Source organism: Pseudarthrobacter sp. MOO13 (assembly GCF_058267655.1).
The window spans coordinates 3,070,751-3,095,467 of record NZ_CM177848.1 but is presented as its reverse complement, the minus strand read 5'-3'; the positions used below and the strand labels follow the sequence as shown (position 1 = coordinate 3,095,467).

At 67.4% G+C, this 24,717-nt stretch carries 25 protein-coding genes and 2 pseudogenes; 9 read left to right on the top strand and 18 right to left on the bottom strand.

Annotated features, from left to right (window positions below; translation table 11 throughout):
* Positions 1 to 10: 10 nt before the first annotated feature.
* From AC4EEO_RS14130 to AC4EEO_RS14115, 4 genes and pseudogenes are all read right to left on the bottom strand, one after another.
* Positions 11 to 1,054: an NAD(P)-dependent alcohol dehydrogenase gene (locus AC4EEO_RS14130; RefSeq protein ID WP_491339113.1), complete on the bottom strand. Its 1,044-nt coding sequence runs from the start codon at positions 1,052 to 1,054 to the stop codon at positions 11 to 13.
* A 46-nt stretch (positions 1,055 to 1,100) separates the two neighbouring features.
* A complete protein-coding gene (locus tag AC4EEO_RS14125; RefSeq protein WP_491339112.1) occupies positions 1,101 to 2,012 on the bottom strand; it encodes a carbohydrate ABC transporter permease in 912 nt (303 codons plus the stop codon).
* On the bottom strand, positions 2,009 to 2,977 hold the full coding sequence (locus tag AC4EEO_RS14120; RefSeq protein ID WP_491339111.1) for a carbohydrate ABC transporter permease: 969 nt from the start codon (positions 2,975 to 2,977) through the stop codon (positions 2,009 to 2,011). Before AC4EEO_RS14120 ends, AC4EEO_RS14125 begins: the two co-directional genes overlap by 4 nt.
* A gap of 20 nt (positions 2,978 to 2,997) precedes the next feature.
* Positions 2,998 to 4,351, bottom strand: a pseudogene (locus tag AC4EEO_RS14115) (ABC transporter substrate-binding protein).
* A 276-nt stretch (positions 4,352 to 4,627) separates the two neighbouring features.
* Between AC4EEO_RS14115 and AC4EEO_RS14110 the strand changes: the two are divergent.
* Both AC4EEO_RS14110 and AC4EEO_RS14105 read left to right on the top strand, forming a co-directional pair.
* Entirely contained in the window at positions 4,628 to 5,551 is a 924-nt protein-coding gene (locus AC4EEO_RS14110; RefSeq protein ID WP_491339110.1) for an AraC family transcriptional regulator, read from the top strand.
* 67 nt (positions 5,552 to 5,618) lie between these two features.
* Positions 5,619 to 6,515: a diacylglycerol/lipid kinase family protein gene (locus AC4EEO_RS14105; protein ID WP_491339109.1), complete on the top strand. Its 897-nt coding sequence runs from the start codon at positions 5,619 to 5,621 to the stop codon at positions 6,513 to 6,515.
* Positions 6,516 to 6,580: 65 nt separating this feature from the next.
* Here AC4EEO_RS14105 and AC4EEO_RS14100 read toward each other — a convergent pair whose 3' ends face one another.
* The 3 genes from AC4EEO_RS14100 to AC4EEO_RS14090 all read right to left on the bottom strand — a co-directional run bounded on the left by AC4EEO_RS14100 (position 6,581) and on the right by AC4EEO_RS14090 (position 8,157).
* The gene (locus AC4EEO_RS14100; RefSeq protein ID WP_109863597.1) at positions 6,581 to 6,838 is read right to left on the bottom strand and encodes a hypothetical protein; all 258 of its coding nucleotides are present in this window, start codon (positions 6,836 to 6,838) and stop codon (positions 6,581 to 6,583) included.
* 98 nt (positions 6,839 to 6,936) lie between these two features.
* Positions 6,937 to 7,377, bottom strand: a complete 441-nt coding sequence (locus tag AC4EEO_RS14095; RefSeq protein ID WP_240617818.1) for a hypothetical protein — start codon at positions 7,375 to 7,377, stop codon at positions 6,937 to 6,939.
* Between the two features lie 258 nt (positions 7,378 to 7,635).
* The gene (locus tag AC4EEO_RS14090) at positions 7,636 to 8,157 is read right to left on the bottom strand and encodes a hypothetical protein (protein WP_018762080.1); all 522 of its coding nucleotides are present in this window, start codon (positions 8,155 to 8,157) and stop codon (positions 7,636 to 7,638) included.
* 281 nt (positions 8,158 to 8,438) lie between these two features.
* Between AC4EEO_RS14090 and AC4EEO_RS14085 the strand changes: the two are divergent.
* Positions 8,439 to 9,823, top strand: a pseudogene (locus AC4EEO_RS14085) (OFA family MFS transporter).
* 1 nt (position 9,824) lies between these two features.
* A complete protein-coding gene (locus tag AC4EEO_RS14080) occupies positions 9,825 to 9,968 on the top strand; it encodes an MFS transporter small subunit (RefSeq protein WP_491339108.1) in 144 nt (47 codons plus the stop codon).
* A gap of 134 nt (positions 9,969 to 10,102) precedes the next feature.
* Here the strand turns inward: AC4EEO_RS14080 and AC4EEO_RS14075 are convergent, their stop codons facing one another.
* Genes AC4EEO_RS14075 through AC4EEO_RS14065 form a run of 3 tightly spaced genes read right to left on the bottom strand, consistent with a single transcriptional unit; the run spans position 10,103 to position 12,854 of the window.
* Entirely contained in the window at positions 10,103 to 10,534 is a 432-nt protein-coding gene (locus AC4EEO_RS14075; protein WP_109863593.1) for a DUF2177 family protein, read from the bottom strand.
* Entirely contained in the window at positions 10,531 to 12,399 is a 1,869-nt protein-coding gene (locus tag AC4EEO_RS14070) for an AMP-dependent synthetase/ligase (protein WP_491339107.1), read from the bottom strand. Before AC4EEO_RS14070 ends, AC4EEO_RS14075 begins: the two co-directional genes overlap by 4 nt.
* Positions 12,396 to 12,854, bottom strand: coding sequence for a MarR family winged helix-turn-helix transcriptional regulator (locus tag AC4EEO_RS14065; RefSeq protein WP_133832000.1), 459 nt, complete (start codon positions 12,852 to 12,854; stop codon positions 12,396 to 12,398). Before AC4EEO_RS14065 ends, AC4EEO_RS14070 begins: the two co-directional genes overlap by 4 nt.
* Positions 12,855 to 12,994: 140 nt before the next feature.
* Between AC4EEO_RS14065 and AC4EEO_RS14060 the strand changes: the two genes are divergently transcribed.
* Positions 12,995 to 13,864 carry a DUF1295 domain-containing protein gene (locus AC4EEO_RS14060; RefSeq protein ID WP_491339106.1) on the top strand — a complete coding sequence of 290 codons (870 nt, stop codon included), beginning with the start codon at positions 12,995 to 12,997 and terminating at the stop codon, positions 13,862 to 13,864.
* Positions 13,865 to 13,993: 129 nt separating this feature from the next.
* Positions 13,994 to 14,581, top strand: coding sequence for a hypothetical protein (locus AC4EEO_RS14055; protein WP_491339105.1), 588 nt, complete (start codon positions 13,994 to 13,996; stop codon positions 14,579 to 14,581).
* A 38-nt stretch (positions 14,582 to 14,619) separates the two neighbouring features.
* Here AC4EEO_RS14055 and AC4EEO_RS14050 read toward each other — a convergent pair whose 3' ends face one another.
* The 3 genes from AC4EEO_RS14050 to AC4EEO_RS14040 form a co-directional block, all read right to left on the bottom strand.
* On the bottom strand, positions 14,620 to 15,018 hold the full coding sequence (locus AC4EEO_RS14050; protein ID WP_491339104.1) for a hypothetical protein: 399 nt from the start codon (positions 15,016 to 15,018) through the stop codon (positions 14,620 to 14,622).
* A gap of 71 nt (positions 15,019 to 15,089) precedes the next feature.
* Positions 15,090 to 15,539: a DUF3592 domain-containing protein gene (locus AC4EEO_RS14045; RefSeq protein WP_491329442.1), complete on the bottom strand. Its 450-nt coding sequence runs from the start codon at positions 15,537 to 15,539 to the stop codon at positions 15,090 to 15,092.
* A 78-nt stretch (positions 15,540 to 15,617) separates the two neighbouring features.
* A complete protein-coding gene (locus AC4EEO_RS14040) occupies positions 15,618 to 16,388 on the bottom strand; it encodes a YoaK family protein (RefSeq protein WP_491339103.1) in 771 nt (256 codons plus the stop codon).
* Between the two features lie 146 nt (positions 16,389 to 16,534).
* Between AC4EEO_RS14040 and AC4EEO_RS14035 the strand changes: the two genes are divergently transcribed.
* Positions 16,535 to 16,801, top strand: a complete 267-nt coding sequence (locus tag AC4EEO_RS14035; protein ID WP_026264667.1) for a hypothetical protein — start codon at positions 16,535 to 16,537, stop codon at positions 16,799 to 16,801.
* Position 16,802: 1 nt separating this feature from the next.
* Here AC4EEO_RS14035 and AC4EEO_RS14030 read toward each other — a convergent pair whose 3' ends face one another.
* Positions 16,803 to 18,029, bottom strand: coding sequence for an amidohydrolase (locus AC4EEO_RS14030; RefSeq protein WP_491339102.1), 1,227 nt, complete (start codon positions 18,027 to 18,029; stop codon positions 16,803 to 16,805).
* A gap of 248 nt (positions 18,030 to 18,277) precedes the next feature.
* Here AC4EEO_RS14030 and AC4EEO_RS14025 point away from each other — a divergent pair, with 248 nt between their 5' ends.
* Positions 18,278 to 19,501, top strand: a complete 1,224-nt coding sequence (locus tag AC4EEO_RS14025; protein WP_491339101.1) for a virginiamycin B lyase family protein — start codon at positions 18,278 to 18,280, stop codon at positions 19,499 to 19,501.
* Positions 19,502 to 19,878: 377 nt separating this feature from the next.
* On the opposite strand, the gene AC4EEO_RS14020 is transcribed toward AC4EEO_RS14025, so the two are convergent.
* Positions 19,879 to 20,406: a MarR family winged helix-turn-helix transcriptional regulator gene (locus tag AC4EEO_RS14020; RefSeq protein WP_491339100.1), complete on the bottom strand. Its 528-nt coding sequence runs from the start codon at positions 20,404 to 20,406 to the stop codon at positions 19,879 to 19,881.
* Positions 20,406 to 20,822 (bottom strand): SRPBCC family protein, encoded by a 417-nt coding sequence (locus AC4EEO_RS14015; protein ID WP_491339099.1) that lies wholly within the window; start codon positions 20,820 to 20,822, stop codon positions 20,406 to 20,408. The genes AC4EEO_RS14020 and AC4EEO_RS14015 overlap by 1 nt, the downstream gene beginning before the upstream one ends.
* 306 nt (positions 20,823 to 21,128) lie before the next feature.
* Here AC4EEO_RS14015 and AC4EEO_RS14010 point away from each other — a divergent pair, with 306 nt between their 5' ends.
* Positions 21,129 to 22,256 (top strand): methyltransferase, encoded by a 1,128-nt coding sequence (locus tag AC4EEO_RS14010; RefSeq protein ID WP_491339098.1) that lies wholly within the window; start codon positions 21,129 to 21,131, stop codon positions 22,254 to 22,256.
* Between the two features lie 50 nt (positions 22,257 to 22,306).
* Here AC4EEO_RS14010 and AC4EEO_RS14005 read toward each other — a convergent pair whose 3' ends face one another.
* Both AC4EEO_RS14005 and AC4EEO_RS14000 read right to left on the bottom strand, forming a co-directional pair.
* Positions 22,307 to 23,848 (bottom strand): HD domain-containing phosphohydrolase, encoded by a 1,542-nt coding sequence (locus AC4EEO_RS14005; RefSeq protein WP_491340428.1) that lies wholly within the window; start codon positions 23,846 to 23,848, stop codon positions 22,307 to 22,309.
* Positions 23,849 to 23,908: 60 nt separating this feature from the next.
* Positions 23,909 to 24,664 (bottom strand): hypothetical protein, encoded by a 756-nt coding sequence (locus tag AC4EEO_RS14000; protein WP_491339097.1) that lies wholly within the window; start codon positions 24,662 to 24,664, stop codon positions 23,909 to 23,911.
* Positions 24,665 to 24,717: the final 53 nt, after the last annotated feature.

The window sequence follows — 24,717 nt, the reverse complement described above, 5'->3', positions numbered from 1 at the left end:
GGTGCTGTGCTCAGCGGCCCGGATAGACCACGGCCTTGAGTTGGCCGGGCTGCTTTCCCGCCTTCAGCGCCGCTTCGGACTCGGCGAGGGGGAACTTTCCGGTGACCAGGATGTCCAGATCCACCTTTCCGTCAGCGATCAGCTGGATCGCCAGTGGCCAAGTCTTGGTGTAGCGGAAGACCCCGGAGAGCCAGATTTCGCGGTTCTGGATGTAGGAGACAGGCAGCTCCACATCGTCTGCGCCGAGCCCCACCAGGATCACCCGGCCGGCCGGCGCCACGGCCTTGATTCCGGAACGGACCGCCTGCGGAGCGCCGGAGGCATCGATGAAGGCGTCGACGTCGAGCCCCTCCACGCTGTCCGTCTTTGCGTTCACGGCGTGGGTGGCCCCGTGTTCCAGGGCAAAGGCGAGCCGGTCCTCGGCGATGTCGGAGATGTAAATCTCGGTGGCGCCGAACGCCCGGGCCGCCTGGGCGGCGATGATGCCGATGGGGCCGGCGCCGGCGATCAGCACCCGGCTGCCGGGCCGGATTTCCGCGCGCTCGCAGGCCCACAGGCCCACGGACAGCGGTTCAATCAAGGCGGCCGCCTCGTCGCTGACGCTGTCCGGAATGTCGTAGGCGAAGTCGGACTGGATGGTGACGTATTCGGCGAACGCGCCGTCCACGGGCGGGGTGGCGTAGAACTTGATGTCCGGGCACAGGTTGTAGCGGCCGGCCTTGCACTGCTTGCAGGTGCGGCAGGGCCGCTGGGGTTCGACGGCGACTCGGCTGCCAACGCGGGCCGGGTCGACGGCGCTTCCGACGGCGGTGATCCGGCCGGAGAGCTCGTGGCCCAGGATCAGCGGGTGGTCCACGACGTAGGGGCCGATCCGGCCGTGCTCGTAGTAGTGGACGTCGCTGCCGCAGACGCCGACGGCGGCGACCTGCACCAGGACCTGGTCCGGGTCGAGCTGGGGGAGGGGGAGTGATTCCATGGCCATGTCGCCCTGGCTCTTCAGGACGGCGGCGCGCATGGTGGCCGGCAGGCCGGCGGCGTGGGCGGTGGTGGTCATAGCGGGGTCCTTTGCTGAAATCGAGGGTAATTGGCGGGTGGGCCGTTTACTTCACTGCGCCAAGGGAGAGGCCCTGGACGAGTTTGTCCTGCGCTGCGAAGCCGGCGAACAGCACCGGCAGGGAGATGACGACGGCGGCCGCGCAGACTTTGGCGAGGAAGAGGCCCTGGCCGGAGACGAAGCCGGTGAGGAAGACGGGCGCCGTGCCTGCCACCACGCCGGTGAGGACGCGTGCCAGGAGCAGTTCATTCCAGCTGAAGATGAAGCAGATCAGCGCGGTGGCGGCGATCCCGGGTATGGCCACCGGGGCGATGACCTTGCGGAGGATGAGCAGGAGGTTGGCGCCGTCGATCTGGGCCGCCTCCAGCATCTCCTCCGGAACTTCGGCGAGGAAGGACCGCATCATCCACAGCGCGATGGGCAGGTTCATGGAGGTGTACATCAGGATCAGGAACCAGATGTTGTCCAGGCCACCAACGGTGCGGGCGAACAGGTAGAGCGGCAGGATCGCCGCCACCACGGGCATCATCTTGGTGGACAGGAAGAAGAACATCACGTCTGTCCACTTCTTCACGGGCCGGATGGAGAGTGCGTATGCCGCCGGGATGGCCAGGACCAGTACCAGGGCCGTGGACAGGATGGAGGCGGTGGCGGAGTTGATCAGGGACGGCCAGGGGCTGACGCCGGAGGTTTCGCCGAAGAATTCCCGGTACGCGTCCAGGGTCAGGTTCGCGGCCACCGACGGCGGGTTGGTGGCTGCGTCAGTCTCCGAGTGGAAGGAAGTCAGGATCATCCACACCACCGGGGACGCGAACAGCAGTGCCAGCAGCCAGGCCGCGAGCCCGGCCGCAGTGTTGTTGCGGGTGGGGTCCATCCGGGACTTGCCGCGGCGGGCCCTCATGCTGCCTGGGGCGGCGTGGGTGGTGCTTTGGGGCGCGGCGGGAGTGAGGGTGCTCATCGTGCTGCCTCCTTCTTGAAGAGCGAAAAGACGGTGCGGAGTGCGAACGTGGCCACGATGATGGTGCCGATGACCACCACGACGCCGGCCGCGGAGGCCAGGCCGTATTCGTTGGCGTAATAGAAGGTCTGGTAAATGGCGTAGGGGAGGTTGGCGGTGCCCAGGCCGCCGGCGGTGAGGGTGAAGACGGAGTCGAAGTTCTGCACGATGTAGATGGCACCCAAAAGACCGCCGAGTTCCAGGTACTGGCGCAGGTGGGGGAGGGTCAGGTGCCGGAAGATCGCCCAGGGGGTGGCGCCGTCCATCTGGGCGGCTTCCACGGTGTCCATGGGCCGGGACTGCAGGCCGGCGAGCAGGATGAGCATCATGAACGGCGTCCACTGCCACACCAATGAGACGACGACGGCGGCCAGGGGCGCCTGCGACAACAGGTCCAGTTGGGGCGGGGTGCTGCTGCCAAAGAGGGACCAGATCCAGGTGAGGATCCCGTTGACCAGCCCGTAGGCGGGGTTCAGGAGGGCATGCTTCCAGATCAGGGCCGCGGCCACGGGGACCACCAGGAACGGCGCGATCAGCAAGGTGCGGGCCAGTCCGCGGCCGAGGAACTTCTTGTCCAGCAGCAGCGCCAGGCCCAGTCCGATGAGCAGGCTGGCCAGGACCACGGAGACGGTGAGGACGATGGTGGTGACGATGGCTTGGCGGAGGTCTGGGTCGGTGAGTACCGTGACGTAGTTTTCCAGGCCGGCGAAGGCCGTCTTGGTGGGGCTCAGGCTGTTCCAGTTCAGGAACGAGATGAACAGGGTCACCACGAACGGGAGTTGGGTGACGACGATAAGGAAGACCAGGGCGGGCAGCAGCGGTGCGCGGCGTGCCCAGGCCAGGGCGCGTTCACGAGACGAGGGGCTGCGTGCGGGTTTGGCTGCGGTGTGTCCCGGTCGGGAGATACGCGCCGTTGCGGTAGTCATGGGATTCTCCTGCGGTTCGGTTAGGGCTGCTTGTACTTGTTGCCGATTTTCCGGGCGGCTTCCTGGCCCTTCGCCAGGGCATCGGCCACGGTGCCTTGGCCGGCGATGGCCGAGCTGACGCCTTGCGAGACGTTGGTGCCCAGCGCAGCAAACTCGGGTATGCCCACGAATTGGATGCCGACGGCGGGACGCGGCTGGGTGCCGGGGTTCTTCGGGTCGGCGTTCTCGATGGCGAACCGTTCCGCGGTGAAGAACGGGGCAGCCTTCTGGAACTCGGCATTTTCGTATGTGGAGACGCGTTTGCCGGAGGGGACCTTGGCCCAGCCGAGCTTGGATGCCACCAGCTGCTCGTACTCCTTGGAGCTGGCCCAGGCGATGAACTTCCCGGCCGCATCCTGCTTCTTGGATGCCGCCTGCATTGCCCAGGACCAAGTCCAAAGCCAGCCGGAGGACTTGGTCTCCTTCACCGGGGCCTGGGCGTAGCCGATCTTGCCCTTGACGGGGGAAGCATCGGCTTCGAGGGCGCCGGCGGCGGAGGTTGCGTCGTACCACATGGCCACCTTGCTTTGGCTCATGTTGTTCAGGCACTCGGTGAAGCCGGCCTGCGCGGCACCTGCTTCACCGTGCTGGCGGACCAGGTTGGTGTAGAACTCGGTTGCGGCCGTAAATTCGGGGCTGTTGACCTGGGCGTTCCAGTCCTTGTCGAACCAGGTGCCGCCGAATGTGTTCACCACGGTGGTCAACGGCGCGAAAACCTGGCCCCAGCCGGGCTGGCCGCGCAGGCAGATGCCCTTCATGCCGGGGCTGGCGCCGTCCACCTTCGCCGCGATGTCCGCCACCTGGTCCCAGGTGGGTTTGTCCGGCAGGGTAAGGCCCTTGGCCGCCAGGATGTCCTTGCGGTACATCAGGAAAGAGGACTCGCCGTAGAACGGTTCGCCGTAGAGCTTGCCGTCGGTACCGGTCAAGGATGCCGTGTACGCGGGCAGGATGTCCGCCTGGTCGAAACCCGGGTCCTTGGCCACGCTGTCCAGGGGTGCCAGCCAGCCGTTGGCGGAATAGAACGGGATCTCGTAGTTGGACAGCGAGGCGACGTCGTACTGGCCGGCCTGGCTGGAGAACTCCTGGCTGATCTTCGCCCGGACATCATTTTCCGGCAGGATCGTAAAGTTCACGTTGATGCCGGTTTCCTTGGTGAAGTTGTCTGCGGTGAGCTTCTGCAGGTCCTCCATCTGGGGGTTGTTCACCATCAGTACGTTGATGCTGTTCGGGTTGCCGGCGGAATTGCCATCCGCCGGCACCCGCACATGCCGTGGCGCTCAAAGCGATGCAGAGTGCCCCGGCGGAGAGGACGGCAGCGCGCGTTTTCGGGCGCATTAAGGACTCCTTTGTTCTTCAGGAAGATGCAGGACCGGTGCCCGCCGACTGCTGCGTCGGGGTGCCCGGTTGGAGCGCGGCCAGCCACCGGAATCCCGGTGCGCCGTGCTAGTGTTCCTCAAGGTTAGGGGTGCGGCACAGGTCACAACTAGCGCCCTGGTTGCGAATTTCTGATACTTATTTTCCGAACCGCAAGGGCCCTTCACCCGCTACTCTGGGACAAGGCAGCCAGGGGGCTGTCCAGAATTCATAACCACCCGATGCGCGGAGACCACCATGGCCACAGTGGACAATGCCGAGGAAGCCACAGCCCGGCTGGCCGAGCGGCTGCTGGGCATGCGGGCCAACCGGGAGGTGATCCCGCCGGATCCCAACCATTCGGTCCGCTGGCACCAGCACAGCTACCCCAGCCCGGTGGCACGGTGGAACTACCATCCGGAATACGAGATCCACCTCATTCGGAAAGGCACCGGAAAGTTCATCGTCGGGGACCACATCGGCACCTTCGAGGCCGGCCATGTGTCGATCGTGGGTTCGGGCCTGCCGCACGACTGGGTCAGCGACTTGGAACCTGGCGAGGCACTGGAGAACCGGGACGCCGTCATCCAGTTCGACGGAAAGTGGGTGGAGCAGGCATCCAACCTCGTCCCCGAACTCGCGGAGGTCCGTCCGCTCCTGGAACAGTCGGCGCGGGGTATCGAATTCCTGGGCCACACCGCAGTGTCAGCAGCGGCGGCCATCGAAACCATGGGCCAAACCACCGGCCTGGAGCGGCTGCAACACCTGTTTGAACTTTTCGCGGTCCTTGCCGGCGCGCCGGAAGGCGACCGCCGCTATCTGGCCGAAGCCTGGTTCAGGCCGCAGTTGGACGGCCAGGCTGCCGCCGTCGTCGATCTGGTCCTGGAGTACGTGTTCAGCAACCATGCCGGCAGTGTGCGGATGTCCGAGGCCGCCGCGCTGGTGGGCATGCCGGAGCCCACCTTTTCGAAGTACTTCAAGCGGGCCACGGGGCAGAACTTCAGCGACCTGGTCCGCAAGTTGCGCCTGGCGCACGCCCGGCGCCTGCTGGAGCGCAGCGACAAGCCTGTGTCTGAGATCTGCTACGAGGTGGGCTTCTCCAACCTGTCGAACTTCAACCGGCACTTCCTCAACGACGCGGGTGAGACGCCGCGGAACTACCGGCAGCGCCTGCAGGGGTGAGGGGCGGGCGGTCGCCGCGGGTTAGGCTGGAGGCACCCGCACCAGGAACCCGGAGAACACGTACGCCATGGCTGATGACGGAGCACCTGCCGCACCTTTCGACCGTGCCGTCCTGATCTTCAATCCCGGCCGGCCTGGAATGGGCCAGCGGATCGAGGCGTTGCAGCGGGAACTGGCCACCGACCTGCCGGGGCTGCCCGTTGAGCTGTTGCCTACGGAATTTGCCGGACATGCCCGTGAACTTGCCCGGGGCGAGGCGCGCCGGGGTGTGCCGCTCATCCTGTCCGTCAGCGGGGACGGCGGGTACAACGAGGTGGTCAACGGCGTGATGGACGTGCCCGGGAGCAAGGCCGTCTGCGCCGTCATTCCCGCCGGAAATGCCAACGACCACTACCGGAGCCTGCCGGTGCGAACCTTCGCGGAAGCGGCGTCGGCCGGTGTGGGCCGGCGCGTCGACCTGCTGCGGATCACGCTCCGGACCGCAATGGGAGAACGGGTCCTGTACGCGCATTCCTACGTGGGGTTCGGGCTGACCTCGTTGATGGCCATCGGCATTGAACAGGGCGGGAAGGGTAAGGTCCTGGAGCTCGTCTCCGTGGCCCGCACCCTCTCGAGGTTGAAGCCCTTCGAACTTGTCCGGGACGACGGGGCCACCGCCCGGTTCGACAGCCTGATCCTGGCCAACGTCTCACGCATGGCCAAGTACGGCACCGTCAGCGAGTCGCATTACCCGGACGATGGGCGGTTCGAGGTGGTGACGCTGCCCCACGCCGGGTTGATGAAGATGGCCCTGATGACGCTCCGCGCGGTCACCCTGGGGCTGGGGCATCAACCGAGCGTCAGCCGCTATGCCTTCTCCACCAGCGATACGGTGCCCTGCCAGATTGATGGTGAGGTGGTCTACGTCGAGGCGGGAACCCATGTCCTGGTGGAAAGCGCCAAGGGAGCCCTGGCCACCCTCTGACGTCTTAGGTCGGAGTGACGCGCGGGCCGGGGTACCGCCGCCGGGCGGCAGTACCCCGGGACCAGCTACGGCTGCACGGAGTCGAAGAACGTGTAATCCGGATTCGGCCCGGCCTCATGGGATTTCATCCTGATAAAGTCCACGTCCTCCCGGGACAGCGTGGTCTCACCGTGGGGATCTCCGTTGGCTCCCTCGCCGGCGGCTGCACTGATCTGGGCGGAAATTGTCCGTGGCAGAATCATGCAGCCTGGGTTCGCCAGCAGCCATTGGGTGACCGGAGCGGGAAGCAGGTTCCACTGGTCGCGAATACTGATGTCAGTCATGGGGTGTGCCTTTCGTAATGGTGTCAAGGACGCCCCCAGGCCCGGGATGCGCCGGTGCCGGCCGCGGTTTACGCAGCCGGCACACGAGGAGGAAAGGCTTAATCGAAGTGGATGTCTGCGGCCGCCTTGCGCAGCGACTCAAGGCGCTCTTCTTCCACCAGGCCCAACGCTTCGAGTTCGTCGGTTCGGTGGGTCCGTTCCTGGGCGGCTTGGGCTGAAATGTCGCGCAGGATCACGCCTACAAGATGGGCCAGGCCTGCTTTGAGGTCCACCAGGTTGGTGTTGGTGATCAGGAGGCGGCGGTCTGAGACGCGGAGTTCCACATCGCTGTACCCGGCGTCGGCCAGGCGCTGTTTCGTCGCTTCGCCGTGCAGCAGCTCGATTTCGCGGGGCTGCGGCCGGCGGGAGAATACGGCCGGAACGGTGTACCGCGTGGGGCCTTGGGCGGTGCCCAGGTTCGGTGGCAACGCGGATGCGAGGACTCCGCTGACCGATAGCGCCGAGTCGGCGCGTATAACAGAGTCTTGGATGGTGGTCATGGTGTCTACCAGCGTTCTGAAGGGTGCACTGCCGGATCCCGGGACGCGGGGCGGAGTGGCTGGGGCAGGGGATCCGGGGCCGGATCGGCTGCAGTGGAGGTGAACGGTGTTAACCCGTTCCGGCCGGTGTTGTGGTGCGGCCCCTCGTCGTACCGATTCCCTGGTGTGCCGGCGTCGAGGCTACTCGGTACGGCGCGCGCCGGCGGCCGTGGAAGGCAACCGGGAATCGGGCTCATTTTCGGGGCAACGGATGTCCTGTCACGATGTCCCGAGATACTTTGAGTCTACGCTCATCAGCGACTCTTCCGGGCCGGGATGCGGAACCGGCCCGCCGAAGGTCGGACGCCGGCCGGAACGGTAGGCGGAATCAATCACGGATGCGAGTTCGTCCAGCACGGTGTGGTTTCCGGGGAGCACCACGTGGGCCAGGAATTCCGATTCGAGGGAGGCGATTCCCGCGGCCACGGCTCCGAGTTTGGCGTCAATGGCCAGGGCCAGGGCATGCCATGATTTGCGGTTGGCGCGTTCGAGGATTTTCGCGTTGGCTTCGTGGACCCGGCTGTCCGCGATGTCGCCACGAATGGCCAGGGCGCCGTCGGACTGCAGCAATGGCATGACAATCCGGAATTGCCGTCCGGTCCCCCTAAAAGCCACAGCGCTCCGGTCCCCTCGCTGGGTGAACAGGATGTCCGTTGCCCCGTAGTCCGTGAGCGCCTGCCTGATGTGCTTCCGGGAAGCCTCGCTGCTGAAGGAGTCGCCGCGGGTGTAAGGGCTTGTCATCTCCTAACTATGCGCCTCGCCGCCACCCTTTCCTAACGTCGCCATAACGCATCGGCCGCGGAACAGCAATGGACCCGGCAAACCGTGCGCTGCAGCTGGGCGCCGTCCATCCAAGGGCGGCTTGAGGCGTGTCCCGTGGTGCCGCTCGCCGTATATTCAGTACCGGTCGGCGCGCCAACAGTACGTTTGCTGATGATTTGCATGATGATTGCCGGAGGCAACGGGCCGTGCCCTTCGCCTCCGGACACCGTCGTATTCAACCGAGCAAGGGAATCATCATCATGGGCTTCCTGGACCGTGACCGAACCATCGCCCCGCCGGGCTTCAACCGCTGGCTTGTCCCGCCGGCAGCGCTCGCTGTCCACCTCTGTATTGGCCAGGCCTATGCCACCAGCGTGTACAAAACCGCGCTGGTCAAGCATTTCGGCGCCAGCTTAACCGAGATCGGGTGATCTTCTCCATCGCCATCGTGATGCTGGGCCTCTCCGCCGCGGTCATGGGCACGTGGGTGGACCGGAACGGTCCGCGGAAGGCGATGTTCACCTCGGCCATGTTCTGGGTGGGCGGCTTCCTGGTCGGCTCCCTGGGCATCTTCACGCACCAGCTTTGGCTGGTCTACCTGGGTTACGGCGTGGTGGGCGGCATCGGGCTTGGCATTGGCTACATTTCGCCGGTGTCCACGCTCATTAAATGGTTCCCGGACCGCCCCGGCCTGGCCACCGGCATGGCGATCATGGGCTTCGGCGGCGGCGCGCTGATCGCCAGCCCCGTGTCCCAGGCCCTGCTCAAGGCCTACGATCCCAACTCCGGTGCGCAGGGCTGGGTGGCCAGCGGCGATGCCGTGGGGAAGCTCTTCCTGACGCTCGCCGTCGTCTATCTCGCCTACATGCTGTTCGGCGCCTTCACCATCAAGGTCCCCGCAGACGGCTGGCGCCCGGCCGGGTTCGACCCCGCCAAGGTCAAGGCCGCCAAGCTGGTCACCACGGAGAACGTCTCCGCCAAGAACGCCATCAAGACCCGGCAGTTCTGGCTGGTATGGGTGGCGTTGTTCTGCAACGTCACCGCCGGCATCGGCATCTTGGAGCAGGCGGCGCCCATGATCCAGGACTTCTTCCGGAAGGCCGACGGCGGCTCCCTGGTCAGCGCCGGCGTCGCCGCGGGCTTCGTGGGGCTGCTGTCCATCGGCAACATGGCAGGGCGGTTCGCCTGGTCCGCCATTTCGGACATCACCGGCCGCAAGCGGATCTACATGGTGTATCTGGGCGTCGGCGCGGTCCTGTACACCGTGCTGGCGCTGGCCGGTGCCACGGCCACGTTCCTTTATGTGGTGCTGGCGTTCCTGATCATTTCGTTCTACGGCGGCGGTTTCGCCACCGCCCCGGCGTACCTGCGGGACCTGTTCGGGACGTTCCAGGTGGGCGCCATCCACGGCCGGCTGCTGACGGCCTGGTCAGCGGCCGGGGTGGCCGGTCCGCTGATCGTCAATGGCATCCTGGACGCGCAGGGGAAACCGGGCCAGTTGACCGGCGCGTCCTACCAGCCGGCCTTGCTGACCATGGTGGCCCTGCTGGTGGTGGGCTTCGTGGCCAACCTGCTGGTCACCCCCGTCGACGCCCGATTCCACGAACCCCGCCCCGCGCGGCACGAACCAGCCATGGAGGCCTGAGATGACCACAGCACATACCCGCAGCGGGCAGGAACCGGTCCGAAGGTCCACCGGCAGGCTGGTCCTGGGCTGGATCTTGGTGGGGATCCCGCTGGCGTACGGGGTGTTCCAGACGCTGACCCAGGTGGCGGCGCTGTTCGGGTGAGCCCTGCGCGCCGTCCCGCGTCACGCAGGGCAGGCTTTAGCAGGGGCGGACGACGGCGGGTCCCGGCTTTCCGGGGTTCCGCCGCCGTTCCCGGGTCTAAAGCGTGCTGCCCGTGACGCGGGCGCCACGAAGACTCAGGCTGCGGCGGGGCGGGCGAGCCGGCGCCGCAGCAAGGCGGCGGTGGCCCAGGTGACGATGCTGCAGGCCGCGGCTCCCCAAAGGATGTCCGTGACGGCCACCAGGGCAGGGAAATCCTTCAGCACGGCGAACCCGGTCAGCGCCCACGTGGCGTAGGTGAAGAACCCGAACAAGGCTGCTCCCGTGACGCGCTGGCGTACCGAGGCATCGGGGGTGTTGGGGCGGACGCCGTAGTGCACCATTCCGGCGACGAAGATGACATAGAACAGCACGGCCCCGGCCAGGTTTGCCTTGGGAGCGAGCAGGCCGCCGATCTGGTTCTGGTACAGCGGGTTGGCCACCAGCAGGATCCACGCCACGTCCAGGACGGCGAAAATCACGGCACTGACAACGTAGGCGGTCAGCCAGTTCTTGGTGCGGGGGTTCATGCTTGGCTCCTTGGATCGGTGTACAGGTGGTCCACGAAATGCCGGGCGCGTTCTGCAAACACGGTGCGTTTGAGTTTCATCGTGGGCGTGACATTGCCGTGCGCCTCGTTGAGGTCCGCCAGCAGCAGGACAAATTTGCGCACCTGTTCGGACCGGGCCAGCCGGGCGTTTGCGGCACTGACCGCCTTGCCCACCACGCTGAGCAGCCGGGCGTCCTCGATTCGGACGGCGCCGCCGTCATCCGGAATCTTGAGCCCGCTAAGGTCTGCAATGCCTTCGCGCTCGGCCCACGCCGTCACGGACTCCGGGTCCAGCAGCACCAGGCCGCCAAGGTAGGGCTTGCCTTCGCCCACCATGATGGCGTGGGCCACCAGGGGATCGCCCTCCACATAACCTTCCCAGATGGCGGGTGTGACGGTCTTGCCGCCGGCGGTCACAATCACGTCCTTGATGCGGCCTTTGAGGGTGAGCCGGCCGTGGGAGTCCAGGTCGCCGAGGTCCCCGGTACGGAAAAACCCGTCCACGAACGCTTCGTCGTTGTCGGAAAGGCGGCGGTACCCGGCAAACACGCCCACCCCGCTGGCCAGCACTTCGCCTTGATCGGAGATCCGTACGGTGGTGCCGGGCATGGGGACGCCCACGGACCCGGAATGGATGGCGCCGGGAAGATTGCCGGTGAGCGGGGCTGTGGTTTCCGTGAGTCCGTAGCCTTCGATGACGGGCAGCCCGAGGCCCCGGAAGAACAGGGACAATTCTGTGTCCAGTGCGCCGGCGCCGGACAGCAGGTAGTCAAGGCGTCCGCCCACCAGCGCGCGGAGACGCGCGTAAAAAACACGGTCGAACACGGCCCGGCGGGCCCGCAGGCCCAGCGGGGCACGCACACCGGGGTCGGCGTCGTGCGCTTCCGCGAACCTGCCCCATTCCACCGCGGTGCGCTGCGCCAGCACCCAGACCCGGCCCAGGTGCTTTTGCGCCGCGGCGGCCGCTGCGGACGCCTGGATCTTCTGCAGGACGCGGGGCACCACCACCAGGAACGTGGGCTTGAGGGCGCCCAGGGCCGGCACTACTTCACGGGGATCGGCGAGGTGTGCGATGCGCATGCCGTTGGCCAGGCAGATGAGCTGCAGGCCGCGGGCCAGGACGTGCGCCATGGGCAGGAAGATGATGGTGTTGCCGCCCTCGCGGACCACGCTGGTGTAGGCGGCGCCGACGTTGAGGATCTGGCCCACAAAGTTGCCATGGGTGATCAACGCGCCCTTCGGGTCTGCGGTGGTGCCCGAGGTGTAGACGATCGTGGCCACGGACTCCTGGTCCGGCAGCAGGCGCCGTTCCTCCACGTCGCGGTCCGGAACGTCGGTGCCCAGTTCCACCAGCGCCTGAAGGTCAGCTCCGGGGCGGGCGTCCATGGTCCAAATGCCCAAGTCTGGAGTTCCCGTCCGGGCGTACCCCTGCTCCAGCAGCGCGGCGTGCGCTGTGGTGCCGGCAATTGCCAGGCGGACGTCGGCATCGGACAGCACAGCGGTCACCTGGGGCTGGGCGGAGGTTTCGTAGATGGGGACCACGACGGCGGCCGCGAACCACGCCGCCATGTCCGCCACCGCCCATTCGTACCGGGTGGGGGACATGATGGCCATGGTTTCGCCGGGTTGCAGGCCGGCCGCGATCAGGCCCTTGGCAAGGGCCCGGACCTCAGAAACGAACTGGCGGGTGGTCACCTGGCGCCAGGGGGCGGTGATGTCGGCACCGTTGGCCCGCACCTCGAAAGCGACGTGCTCCGGGGAGGTGCGGTACCGGTGCATTAGAAGATCGGTGGCGTTCCGGTGGGTGGACAGGTCGGCCAGGGGCGGCGAGGTGAACTCTCTCAAGGGGTGTCCTTCTCGGAAAGGGAATGCAGATGGTCCTGCATGAGGGTCAAGGCGACGTCCAGGAATCCGGCGATGGCTGCCTGTTCGTCCGCGGGGAGCGTGTGGATGTGTTGGTTGGTGGCATCCATGAGGGGGAGCATCAGGTGCAGGATCCTCTCGGCGGCGGCGGGGGTGGCGCTGACATGGACATGCCGCCTGTCCTCGGCGGAGCGCAGGCGTTCAGCGTAGCCGCGGGCTTCGAGCCGGCCGACAATGGCGGTGGTGGTGGCCGCGGTGGCGCCCAAAGTTTCCCCGAGAGCGCCGGCGGTGAGCGGTCCGGACTGGACCAGGGCGCTAAGTGCCCGGTAGTCCGTGAGGTTCAGTTCAAGATGGCGGGCCACCTCGCGCTCTGTCTCATTGGCGAGGTTGAACAAGTTCTGGAGCGCGGCGGCGGCCGGATGGTGCTGTGCGTCCACGGGTCCTCCTCCTAGGCCTTCCCATATTGTAGTTATTGTCCTCTAGTGATCAAATAGATTTGAATACATGAGAGACTAGCAGGATAAGAGGGTATCGTCAGCGCAGGATCGCGCTGAGGCCCCGGGAAAGGAGCCTGTCCGTGAATGGAAGCAGCCGCAAGGCGCTCGTCAGTACTGTCATCGCCGTGGTGGTGGCGGTGCTCATTGCCCTCGCCGGAAGCCAGGGAGGTTCCCGGATTGGCGGGTTCCCGGTGTTTGCGCTGGGGGTTGCCGCGGCGTTCGTGATCCAGTGGCTGGTGTTCATTCCCAGCTTCAAGGCGCAGACCGAGAAGTTCTATGACCTCACCGGGGCCCTTACCTACATCTCCATCACCGTGTTCCTGGTGCTGGCTTCCCCCGGCGTCGATGCGCGCGGCCTGCTGCTGGCGGCAATGGTGGTGCTGTGGGCCGCGCGCCTGGGCAGCTTCCTGTTCCTGCGGATCAGCAAGCACGGCAAGGATGACCGGTTCGATGAGCTCAAGCCGGACTTCCTCCGATTCCTGAACACCTGGACCATCCAGGGCCTGTGGGTGGTGCTCACGGCGGCGCTGGCATGGGTGGCCATCACGTCGGACAAAAAGGTTGGCCTGGACGGGTTCTTCTGGGTGGGCCTGCTGGTGTGGGCCGCGGGCATCACGGTGGAAACCCTGGCGGACATTGAGAAGAACCGGTTCAAGGCAGATCCCGCCAACAAGGGACGCTTCATCAATACCGGGCTGTGGTCAAAGTCCCGCCACCCGAACTACTTCGGCGAAATCACCCTGTGGGTGGGGGTGGCCATCATCGCGCTGCCCGTACTGCAGGGCTGGCAGTGGGCCGCGCTGATCTCCCCGGCGTTCGTGGCCCTGCTGCTCACCAAGGGCAGTGGCGTCCCGCCCCTGGAGAAGAAGGCGGACAAGAAGTGGGGCGGCCAGCCGGACTACGAGGCGTACAAGAAAAACACGCCGGTGCTGGTGCCAAAACTCAAATAGCGCCCCGGAAGGACGTACGACGACGGCGCGCGCCCCGGGTGCCGATGTACGGGCCGGCGGCCCGGCAAGGGAAGATCTCCCCATGCCGGCTGCGGGCGGGCAGGGGATGGTGCCGCCTAAGCTGTGGTCATGGAGATAACACCCTCAGCTTCCGCGGCCCCGATGAAGTCCTTGCTCTACTGGCGCAAGAGCATGATCAACGGAGCCAGGACAGTACCTGCCATCGTGGCCATGGACAGCGCGGGAACGTTCAGCATGCATGACGCTGACGGGGTGCCGGTATTTTCCGTGCCGGCAGCCCAGGCGGCGGTCCGGTTCACGAGCATGGGGACGATGGTGGTCACGGCGAACGGCCGGAAGTACGACATTGTGGGCGTGGGCGCGTCCTTGTCGCCCAGCCCGTCCTCCTGGCAACTCGCGGAGATGGCCGCCGGTGCGGATGGCCGCACGGACGCTACCGGCTTGAGCCGCGCCGGTTCCGCCGGAGCCGCCATGAGCGGCGCGGGCGGCATGGGTGCTGTGGCGGGCGCGGCCGGCGGAGCCGCCATGATGTTCGCCTACTACCAGGGCCTGGACGCCATCAAGGCATGGCAGGAAGCGCTCCCCAACGCCGGAGCCACGGTGCAGAAGAGTTCGATGAAGGCCGGACTCTACATCTCGCTGGGGGTTGTGGCCGCCGTGGTCATCGGCCTTGTGGTGGCGCTGAGCCTTCGGTAGCTGCCCGTGCAGGACAAGTGATGCCAGGAGGGCTGCCCCTATTTGTCGTACATCCGGAGCTCTACCTCGTACGGGTGGACGCAGAGTTCGATGTGGTAGTTCTCCTGTACGGTGCCCGAGGCACAGTTGGGATTGGTGAACGTCTTGAGGCCGTAGCCGGTCGAATCTCGCAGGTCGTCCAGGGTGACCTGCGAGGGGGTGGACCAGGTCCTGTCCAGATTGTGGCAGGACGTCTCCAAGGGGATGCAGCCGGGATCATTTTTCGGATCGCTGGCTGCGGTCACTTCCCAGCCGTCCCCGGCGGGAATTGCGTCCGCGATGGACACCATCTCGTTGATCCGGGCTGTTTCACGGGCCGGAGCCCCGTTGATCAATGGCATCAGCGACACCACCATGATTCCAATGCAGAGCGCCACGATGGCCGCTCCACCTGCCACCCATGGCCACACCTTCCGCTCTTTGGGTGGCATTCCGTAGGCCGGTATCAAGTCCCTCCCCGGCTGCGACATCAGCTGCGCCCCGCACGGCGTTTCCCGGCTACCCTCATGATGAACGCGATGAGCGTTACCAAGGCGGCCACGAGGGTCAGGATGGTTCCAACCCCGCGGATGGACACGCCCCCGCTCTCGAAACCCAGGACCACGGCGCGGGAGGGCTCCTGGCCGTCATAGACAACCGTTACGGGGGTGCCGACCTCGGGGTGCTGGTCGTGGTCAACGCTAGCCGAGACGACATGCTCGGCTCCGTCTGTGGAGGTGTACTGGACTTTGATGTCCCGGCTGGAGGCGCGCTGTGTGTCGTTGAAGTCCGTGATGGTGCCCGTGCTCTGCACCCCTGTCCGGGACAGCTCAGCATCAGCATCGATCATGACAGTCCCCAGCACCATCAGCCCGGGGCCTGCGAGCAGCACGATCAGGATAAAGGCGAAGGCGCCTAGGCGCCTTCGGTGGCTTTTCATGGGTCGCTTCCTCGGGGGCTGGGGTTTGCTCACATCGGCCATTCTGCCCCATGGCCGGCCCACGACTGGAGCCGGGGACTACTGACCGGCCTCGGCGTCAGGATTCACGACGGCGGCATCCGGGGCGGGTGCGGCCGTGGCCGTTTCCATGCCATGCCCACCCAGCTGCCGGTTTGTGGCGCTCCGGCCCAGCAGGGCGACCCCAAGGGTGAGCAGGGCGGTCAGCAGTACCCCGAGCCCGAGGTGCAGCTGCACGGACCCTGCACCCACTGCCGCGCCGGCCATGATGAGCCCGATCGCAGCCAGCCGCCGGCCCCAAACCGGGTGGGTATTTGCACCAAAGCGAGAATCGGCCGCCAGGCCTGTGATGGTGGAGGTGACCACCACGGTGGGGACGTCCTTGACGTTGAGGTGCCGGGCGGTGGCGGCCTGCGCCCCCATGGCGACGGCCAGCGTGCCGGTGATGGTTACCGTAAGGGCTTCGCTGTCCCGCGGGTTCAGGCCGCTGAGCAGCAGTAATGCCACTACGGCCATGATGGCGCTGACACCGATCAGCAGCACCGTGGTGCGCCGGTTCCAGCCGGAGGTGCTGAGCCGCAGCGTCCGCCCGGAGATCGTGGCACCGGTCATGAACCCTGCCAGGGCTGCGATGGGGCCGAGGATGGGCAGGTTCCCGCCGCCAAGGAGTGCCATGCCCAGGATGACCACGTTGCCGGTCATGTTCGCCGCGAACACCCGGTCCAGGCCCAGGTAACCGACGGCGTCCAGCACGCCTGTGGAGAAGGTCAGCGCCAGCATGAGCACCAGGTGCAGCTTGGGCGGATGGGCGGGGAGGAAACGGGCAGGCATGGGTACCTTCCATGGTCAGGTGCCGTGACGGGATGATTCCAGTATGAGCGGTGCAGGTCGCCGCCCGCGGAACCCGGGGTGCCGCCGTCGGGCGTCGCGGAGGGGTGGCAGACTTGAGGCTGATCCCACGACCGAAAGCAGCCCCCTTGATTACCTTGCACCAGGACGCCGAAGGCTTTATCCGGATGAGCCGGCACTACCCGGCCGGTATCCGCATCCGGATCGCTTTCGCCGATGGCAGCACCGGTGAATTTTCCGGCCGGACCCTCAACAACGCCTACGATGCTGCGCTCGCGGAATTCCGGGCCAAGAACGGGCTCGACGCGCGGGGGTTCAACCGTGCCCCTGCCGGCCGGACCAACTCCGGCAACACCGTGGACTACGTTCCGGTGCATCCTGGCATGGGGGAGTAGCTCAGGCCAGCTGCAGTCCGTCGGCCACCACGGTGCCGCGGTGGATCACCGTGCGGCCGGGGAGCTTGTCCATCACGGCGGCGGTGACGGTGTCGCCCTCCAGCAGCACCAGTTCCGCGGGGTCGCCCACTGCCAGGCCGGGCCGGTCCGCCACGGAACCAAGCCGCTGTGCCGCGGGGTCGATGATGCTTGCCCCGCCGATGGTGGCCACGGCCGCACAATGCTCGATCAGCCCGTCCGCCCGGAACTTGTTGGTGAACGCCAGCTGCCATGTCCGGTCCAGCATGTCCGCGTTGCCGTAGGGGGACCAGTAGTCGCGCTGGCCATCCTCGCCCAGGCCCACCCGGATGCCGGCGGCGGTGAGCCGTTCCAGCGGCAGCGGGGACGCGGGCGCAACCGTTGCCACGGAGACGTCCAGCTCGGCCATGTCCGCCAGGAGCTCGTCGAGTTGGGCGTCCGGCAGTTCCCCGAGGCAGAAGGCATGCGAGATGGTCACCAGCCCCTGCATGCCCAGCGCCTTAATGCGTTCCAGGATCAGCTGGGTACTGAACAGGCCCAGCTGGCCCGGCTCGTGCAGGTGGATGTCCACGGGCTTGCCGTACTTTTCGGCCAGGCCAAAGACGATGTCCAGGTGCCGGACCGGGTCGCGGTCCAGTGCGCAGGGGTCGATCCCGCCCACCACGTCCGCGCCGAGCTTCAGCGCCTCCTCCAGTACCTCGGCGCTTCCGGGCTCTCGAAGCAGCCCGGCCTGCGGGAACGCGATCACCGCGACGTCCGCCCGGCTGCGGTGCGTTTCCCGGGCGGCGAGGACCGCCTCAAAGCGTTCCAGCCCGGCGTCGGCGTCCACCTGCGCGTAGCTGCGCACCCGGGTGGTGCCGCGCCCGATCATCGCGCCCAGGGTGTGCGTGGCCCGCTCGGTGATGGACGCCTCGGCGTCGCGCCAGTTGTTCCGGTCGTTGAGCATCATGTTCCACACCCCGGGCGCTCCGGTGTGCGGGCGGAACGGCAGCCCCAGCCGGGTGGAGTCGAGGTGGACGTGGACGTCGGAGAAAGACGGCAGCAGGATCCGGCCGCGCCCGTCCACGGTGGCGGCGGCCTTGGAGTCCGGGTCTCCTGGAGCAGCCCCTTCCACGGCAACGGGGCCGACGGCGGTGATCACCCCGCCGTCGAGCGTCACGTCGGCGGCGTCCCCGCCCCAGGGGCGGACGTTGTGGAGGACGAGGGTCATGGGCGCGGTCCTGTCATGGGAAAGTCGGCGGCAGGGTTCGGACTTCAGTTTAGGGCCGGCGGCGGAGGGTACGACGACGGGCCCCACCCGGGTGCCAGGAGCGGCCTGGTGCCGCCTGATGCCGTGCCCCGGCCGGTCCGGGCGGCAAGGCTTCCTGATGGCGGTGCGGCCCGCCACTGAGTCTGCTGCGCCGTGTAGGTAGGATCGGAGGACTGCCGCGGGGGTCGGCAGGAATATGGGGGAATATCGTGATCCATCAGCCGCTTCGCCGTGCCGCCGGCGCGGTCTCCTCTGCCGGGATGGCACTGCTGGCCGGCGCCACGCTGGTCCTGGCCTCCGCCGTCGTGCCTCCGCCTGCCGCCGCCGCCGCCGCCAAGTCGCTTGACGCCGTCGGCCAGCCCCTGGGCATTGCCACCGGACCGGACGGCACCCTGTACGTCAGCGACGACGCCTATGCCGGGGTTGTCAACGCCTACGCGCCCGGGGAGACCGCACCGTCCCGGACCATCAAGACCGGGCGCGGCCCTACCTCGCTGGCGGTGACCGCCGACGGGACCCTGTACGTGTCCCAAAGCGAGGGCGCCCAGTCCCAGATCGGCGTCGTTGCCCCGGGCGCCGGCGAGGTTTCCCTGGTGATGAAGGTGTCTTCCGGGACCCACTGGCTGACCGTGGGCCCGGAGGGATCGCTGTACGTGGTGAATCCGGACGAGCACTCGGTGTCAGTCGTCAAGCCGGGCGACGCGTGGGTCCAGCGGACCATCCAGGCCGGCCCGCATCCGGTGAGGCTGGCGGTGGCCAAGGACGGGACAGCCTACGCCGTTAACGAAGCCGCAGGCACCGTGACCGTGATTCCGGCCGGTGCGCCGTGGCCGTCGCACACCATCGACGTGCAAGCCGGGGCCCACCCGCACGGGATTGCCGTCGCGCCGGACGGGACCGTCTACGTTGCCAACATCATGACCGCCGATGTGGCGGTGATCGAACCGGGCGGGACCACGGTGGCGCGGCGGATCCCCGTAGGCCAGGCGCCGCAGGAGGTCCTGGCCGCCGCGGACGGGACCGTGTACGTGACCAACAGCATGGACGATACTGTGTCCGTCATCGCGGCCGGTGCTGCCGCCGCGCAGACGGTTGCCGCCGGCGATGATCCGGGCCGCATGGCCCAGCGGGCTGACGGGTCCGTGGTGGTGGTCAACAGGCGGAGCAGATCGCTGACAGTGCTCGACGCCGGACAGGCCGGCGCTGTTGCGGCCCCCGCCACGGGTGGGGACGAGCCAGCGGAAGCAGCGGCCGACGGCGGCGCGTCAGACGGTGCGGTTGTTGCCAAGGCGTCCTTCAACGTGCCCGTTGCGGCAGTTGCCGCTGTGGCGGGTGTTGGGCTCCTCGCCAGTGCTGCGCTCCTTGTGGTGGTGCTCAGGCGGCGCAGGAAGACGGGCGGTGCCGATGCCGCCGCGGCCTGGGCGCTGGACTAGGCCCGGCTCCCAGTCCGGGGTGCCGGGCTGGTAACTACTGCGGGCACTGCCTTGACGCGAGGGCGGCGAGATCGTGGATCAGGCGCCGCACCTCATGCTCCCGGTTCCGTGCCCTGGAAGGCTGACCCTGGATGGGTGTGAGCTTGGTGCGTGGGGGAGCAGGGACAGGCCGCCGGTGGGCTGCGGGTGCCGCCGTTCGCTGCTCGTTGGACACCGCTGGTTTGGCTGTGCCTGCGTGCTCTGCCGCATCCGATGCGTTGCAGCTTGTGCCTGAAGATTCATCTGTGAATTTCAAGAGGGACCCCCTTGGGCGAGCTTGTCTGAACACCATAGGGACCTGTGCTGCGGCGGGGAAGGGGATTTATCCATGACGGGGATTAATTGCGCGAATCTTGAGATCGCGCTGTACCCGCGGCCCGTCCTTGCGTAGCCCGAACCTTGGACTCCGTGTGGTCACCGCCGGCTGTTGGCGGTGTGCCCGGCCCGGGGCGGGCCAGGCGTTGGAGCAGGGACACGGCATCGTCCACGGGCACCGGTTCGAAGAACCTTGCGTCGGCGAGTTCCACGGCGGCGATGGCCCGGGGAGCCAGCTCGGCTCCGGCGCTGGTGACGCGCAGCCGTTTGGCCCGGGTGTCCGCCGGGTCGACTTCCCGTTCGATGAGTCCCTTCGCTTCCAGGGCGCGCAGGACCTGGGAGGCCATCTTGACGTCGGTGCCCGCCTGCCGGGCGAGGGCCAGCTGGTTGGGGTGCTCGCCCTGGTTGTTGAGCCACCAGGCGCAGGCGAGCAGCACAAACTGCACATGGGTGAGGTCGAGCGGGGCGAGAGCTGCGGCGATCTCCCGCTGCCAGCGCAGCGTGGCGTGCCAGAGCAGGAATCCGGGGCTCTCGCCGGGGTTGAGCGGCATCAGCCGCCTGCCATCTTGACCAGCGCGGCCATGGTTTCCGGCCAGTCCGCGGTGATGCCGGGCCCAAGCTGCGGGCCAGCTTCGTCGGCGCCGTCGCCCGTGATCTCCATCCGGTACACCACCCGGATCCGGTCCCCGCCGGCCGGATCGATGCGGTGGGTGGTGCGCAGGAGCAGGCCGCCGAAGCGGGCCTCGTCCACGAAGCGTTCGTTTTCGACCGCCTCGGCGATGACCAGGGGGATCGGATCGTCCCCCGGAGGCGCCATCAGGATCTGCGTTCCTTCAGCGAAGGGGCCGTTGATCTCGATCTTCTCGATCTCCCCGTTCCAGGCGCCCCAGTTCTCGACGTCGGACCAGAGCCGCCAGATGGCCTCTGGCGTGGCGTTGGTGTCGATGCCGTGCTCGTATTCCCACATGGTGTCCTCCCCGGAAGATGGTCTATACAAAGATTATCTGTGCACAGACTATTTCCTGTCCAGAGGGAAACCGCATGTTTTACCTGTACCCTGACACGGTAGGTTCTGGGCTTCAGCGCCCTCCATTCACTCATCCCGCGTTTGCTGCCGGCGGACGGTCTGGACTCTTGGCAGCGTCCCCTTCGACGTCGTCGAACCCCCGCTGTAATCGGCCCGAATCCGATCGCACTCAACATCTTGGAATGGAACTTCATCCCTACTGGCACCCCAGCTCCGGCGGAAGTCCCGCCCTTTGACCCCACCCCTTTGAACACAGCCGCGGCGGCCGGGCACGTGACCTGGAAGGACGCCGGCACCGGGATGTCCGCGCGGTGGCGGTCGGCCAACGGCAGGCCGGCGCCCGGGCGGGTGGAGGTGGTGGACGACGCCCTCACGGCCGATGAGGCGTACCGCATGGCATCCCAGGGGATCGCGCTGCTCTGGCACGGAGACTTCCACAACGCGCGGCAGATCCTCAACGCCCTGGACCGCCGGATAGGCGCCGGAAAGAAGGCCGCAGGAACCCCGGCTGAAAGGTTCTACCGGCACCGGCAGGCCGCCTCGCACCGGGCACGCATCCTGGGCCTGCTGCTGATTCCCCTTGATCCGGGTCCGGTGGTGCCGCTGCGCCGCGCACCGGACATCGGCGAAGCCGCCGCGGAAGCGTACGGAGACATTGCAGAGTCTTCCGTGGTGTCCCTGCATGAGCTCGTGGGGGCCATCGGCGCCCACGAGTGGCGGCGGACCGGGGTCTACGTCGATGCCCTGCAGGACCGCATCCACCCGCATTACGGCACATTCTTCCCTACCCGCAGCGAGTATGTGGATCTCGTGGCAGCGGCCGCGCTGCCCGCGGACACGCTCGCGTTCGACGTCGGAACGGGCACCGGAGTGCTCGCCGCCGTCCTCGCCCGCCGCGGCGTCCGCCGCGTGGTGGCGACGGACAATGAACCGCGTGCCATTGCCTGCGCCGCGGAGAACTTCCGTAACCTCGGAGTCGACGACCGCGCCGAGGCAGTGCTGACCGACATGTTCCCGCCCGGACGGGCACCGCTGATCGTATGCAACCCGCCCTGGATCCCGGCCACGCCGCATTCCAGCCTGGACAGCGCCGTCTACGACCCCGGCAGCAGGATGCTGTTCCGCTTCCTGGCAGAGCTCCCCGGCCATCTGGAGCCGGGCGGTGAGGGATGGTTGGTTCTGTCCGACCTCGCCGAGCACCTGGGCCTGCGCTCGCGTGCGGACCTGCTGGCCGCCATCGAAGCGGCCGGGCTGAAGGTGACGGAGCGGCTGGACACCAAGCCAACGCATCCGAAGGCCTCGGACCGCGAAGATCCATTGTTCGAGGCGCGCTCGGCCGAGGTCACGTCACTGTGGCGGCTGGTCAGCCAATAGTCACAAGGGATGTGTCCCGGGCCAGCGCGGACTGGTCCAATTGGGCTCTCCTACTCGGTCAGCCCATTCCTGATCGCGAACAACGTAGCCCCCACCCGGTTGGTGGCACCGATCTTGGTGTAGATGTGCTCCACGTGGTTGCGAACTGTCTTACGGGAAAGGAAGAGGCCGTCTGCGATCTGGGCCGGCGTCAGGCCGCGGCACAGCATGCCGAGGATTTCGACTTCGCGCGGGGTGAGTCCGCCTGCGGCCGAATGCGGGCGGCGGGGCTGCTGGCCGGCCGCCACGAGCACGGCCTCCACCGCTTCGGGGGCGAGCCTCCCGGTAGAAACTTCCTGCCGCAGCCGGGCGGCCGCGTCGGCCGGTGTGAGCGCGGGCCGGTGCGGGCGCGGCTCCACGGAGGCATGGTAGGAGTCCGCAGCCGCCAGGATCCGCTGCTTGATCCCCAGCTCGCTTCCGCCAATCCCGCGCGGATAACCGGACCCGTCGAGCCGCTCGTGGTGCAGACCGGTTAAAGCCGCCTCGCCCTTCAGCCCGGGTACGCGGCTGAGGATCCGTTCGCCCAGGTACGGGTGCATGCGGATGCGTTCCTGCTCCAGGGCGGAGAGGGGCTCTTTCTTGTCCCACACCTGGTTGGATACCCCCAACCGGCCCAGGTCGTGCACCCATCCCGCGCGGCGGAGCTCCCTGACGTCGTCCGCCGGGAGCCCGTGTTCCTCGCCGGCGGCGGCCGCCAGCGCCGCCACCGCGCGGGAGTGTCCGGCCGTGTAGGGGGACTTGAGGTCTGCGAAGTCGCCGATGGCGCGCAGTACCGTATCGAGCTGGCTGCCGGACAAGGGAGCGTCGGTGGGGGCGAGGTCCAGGGCCGCCTGCCAGCAGTCGATGTCGAGGAGTCCTTCGGTGAGTGCCTGGGGCTGATCGATGAACAGTTCGGCCAGTGCCGGATCGAACTGGCTGCCGCGGCGTGCCCGCACCATGGCCACCGCGCCGGCCACGCCTTCCGTCCGCAGGAAGACCTCGGCGGTATCCGCCAGGTGCATGATCCGCATCTCCAGCGGGATGTCCGGCCCCGCGACTCCCTCCGGCAGCCCCTTGCCGTCCCACCGCTCAAAGGTGTGGGTGAGCAGCCCTGCCACGCCGTCGTCGAGCCCTACACTGCTGGCCAGCACTCCGGCGGAGACGCAGTGCGAGGCAATCATGGTGCGTACCGCGCTGCTGCCTGTCGCGGCGAAACGCGTCCACCGGACGAGGCGGGGGAGTGGCGGGAGGCCGGCGCCGGCGTGGCTGAACATGCCGGCGTACATGGGCAGGCCGTGCTGGTCGCGGCGGTAGTAGTCGGCGCGGAAGCCGATATCGTCCGTGAACAGCGCGGCCAGTTCAAAGGAATCTGCGTGGCAGCCGATCCAGGCCAGCTGGTTGGCGTAGTAGATCCTGCCCTGGCCTGCGGCGTCCACGCCCGCCGCCCCGGCGATCCGCAGCGCCAGCAGGGACGCACGCAGCATGTGCTCCATCGGCTGCCCCAGCCCCAGGTCGATGGCGAGCGACAGCGCGGCCAGGACTTCGCTGCGGCGGGGCGCAGCCGGAGACTGCATCACACCTGCCATTCTAGGAAGCCGCCGGCCGCCGCAGTAGGGACCGCGCGCCGTCGGCCGTTATGCCGCCTGGCTTCTCCCGGTCCGTCCCTGGGCAGCGGCTTCCCCTGCGGGATGGGCGGTGGACGGGAACCTGACGCCCACCTGCGCGCCGAACAGTCCACGCTGCGGAAGCCAGAAGTCCGCCAGGTGGTCCTGGACCGTGAGCGGGCCGGGCCGTCCGGCGCCCTCACCCAGGACCGTTGCCCTGGAATCGGTGACCAGCCACAGCTGCCGGGGCTGGGCCTGGAACGTCTGGCCGTTGGGTACCCGGCCGGACATTTTCATCCGGCCGGCGCCGAGCAGCGGCCCGGCGAACGCCCCCATGGCCCTGAGGACGGGCTCGCTGCGCCACAACCTTTCGGGCATCCGCACGGCCATGGCGGTCAGCATTTTCGTGGCCGCGGAGGTGCCCAGCTGCAGGTCCCAGTCGAGGACTCCCGGGACCGTGATCACGGCGCTGGACGGGCCGCTCCAGGTGATGTCGACGTCGGTCTCCACCGTGCGGTGGAACGCCAGCCCGAAGTAGCGGGCGCAGCTGAACTGCGGCGGGACGTTCGCGTAGAGGGTCCATTCGCCGCCGGGCGTGCGGTGCCAGACGGAGCGGTAGCCCGGGCCGACGGAGCTCACCGGGAAATCCCGGAACGCCAGGTAGTGGCCATTGGCGAAGGGCAGCCCGAAGACGGCGCTGCCGGCGAAGTGCTCGGCAGGGTCCTCGGGAAGGTCGGCAAGTTTGGGTGTTGCCTGTGCTGATGACTGCGGCTGGTGGATGGTCATGGCCGCCTCCTTTTCTCCATGCCTTGAGATTAGGAGCGGGCCGCGGCAGGGGC

Excerpts from the sequence above, each read along its gene's own strand:
- AC4EEO_RS14120 (WP_491339111.1), bottom strand. The coding sequence starts at position 2,977 with ATGACTACCGCAACGGCGCGTATCTCCCGACCGGGACACACCGCAGCC.
- AC4EEO_RS14100 (WP_109863597.1), bottom strand. The coding sequence starts at position 6,838 with ATGACTGACATCAGTATTCGCGACCAGTGGAACCTGCTTCCCGCTCCG.
- AC4EEO_RS14075 (WP_109863593.1), bottom strand. The coding sequence starts at position 10,534 with ATGAACCCCCGCACCAAGAACTGGCTGACCGCCTACGTTGTCAGTGCC.
- AC4EEO_RS14130 (WP_491339113.1), bottom strand. The coding sequence starts at position 1,054 with ATGACCACCACCGCCCACGCCGCCGGCCTGCCGGCCACCATGCGCGCC.
- AC4EEO_RS14105 (WP_491339109.1), top strand. The coding sequence starts at position 5,619 with ATGGCTGATGACGGAGCACCTGCCGCACCTTTCGACCGTGCCGTCCTG.
- AC4EEO_RS14110 (WP_491339110.1), top strand. The coding sequence starts at position 4,628 with ATGGCCACAGTGGACAATGCCGAGGAAGCCACAGCCCGGCTGGCCGAG.
- AC4EEO_RS14125 (WP_491339112.1), bottom strand. The coding sequence starts at position 2,012 with ATGAGCACCCTCACTCCCGCCGCGCCCCAAAGCACCACCCACGCCGCC.
- AC4EEO_RS14020 (WP_491339100.1), bottom strand. The coding sequence starts at position 20,406 with ATGCCGCTCAACCCCGGCGAGAGCCCCGGATTCCTGCTCTGGCACGCC.
- AC4EEO_RS14095 (WP_240617818.1), bottom strand. The coding sequence starts at position 7,377 with ATGACCACCATCCAAGACTCTGTTATACGCGCCGACTCGGCGCTATCG.
- AC4EEO_RS14030 (WP_491339102.1), bottom strand. The coding sequence starts at position 18,029 with ATGACCCTCGTCCTCCACAACGTCCGCCCCTGGGGCGGGGACGCCGCC.
- AC4EEO_RS14080 (WP_491339108.1), top strand. The coding sequence starts at position 9,825 with ATGACCACAGCACATACCCGCAGCGGGCAGGAACCGGTCCGAAGGTCC.
- AC4EEO_RS14040 (WP_491339103.1), bottom strand. The coding sequence starts at position 16,388 with ATGCCTGCCCGTTTCCTCCCCGCCCATCCGCCCAAGCTGCACCTGGTG.
- AC4EEO_RS14015 (WP_491339099.1), bottom strand. The coding sequence starts at position 20,822 with ATGTGGGAATACGAGCACGGCATCGACACCAACGCCACGCCAGAGGCC.
- AC4EEO_RS14000 (WP_491339097.1), bottom strand. The coding sequence starts at position 24,664 with ATGACCATCCACCAGCCGCAGTCATCAGCACAGGCAACACCCAAACTT.
- AC4EEO_RS14005 (WP_491340428.1), bottom strand. The coding sequence starts at position 23,848 with ATGCAGTCTCCGGCTGCGCCCCGCCGCAGCGAAGTCCTGGCCGCGCTG.
- AC4EEO_RS14055 (WP_491339105.1), top strand. The coding sequence starts at position 13,994 with ATGGAGATAACACCCTCAGCTTCCGCGGCCCCGATGAAGTCCTTGCTC.
- AC4EEO_RS14090 (WP_018762080.1), bottom strand. The coding sequence starts at position 8,157 with ATGACAAGCCCTTACACCCGCGGCGACTCCTTCAGCAGCGAGGCTTCC.
- AC4EEO_RS14045 (WP_491329442.1), bottom strand. The coding sequence starts at position 15,539 with ATGAAAAGCCACCGAAGGCGCCTAGGCGCCTTCGCCTTTATCCTGATC.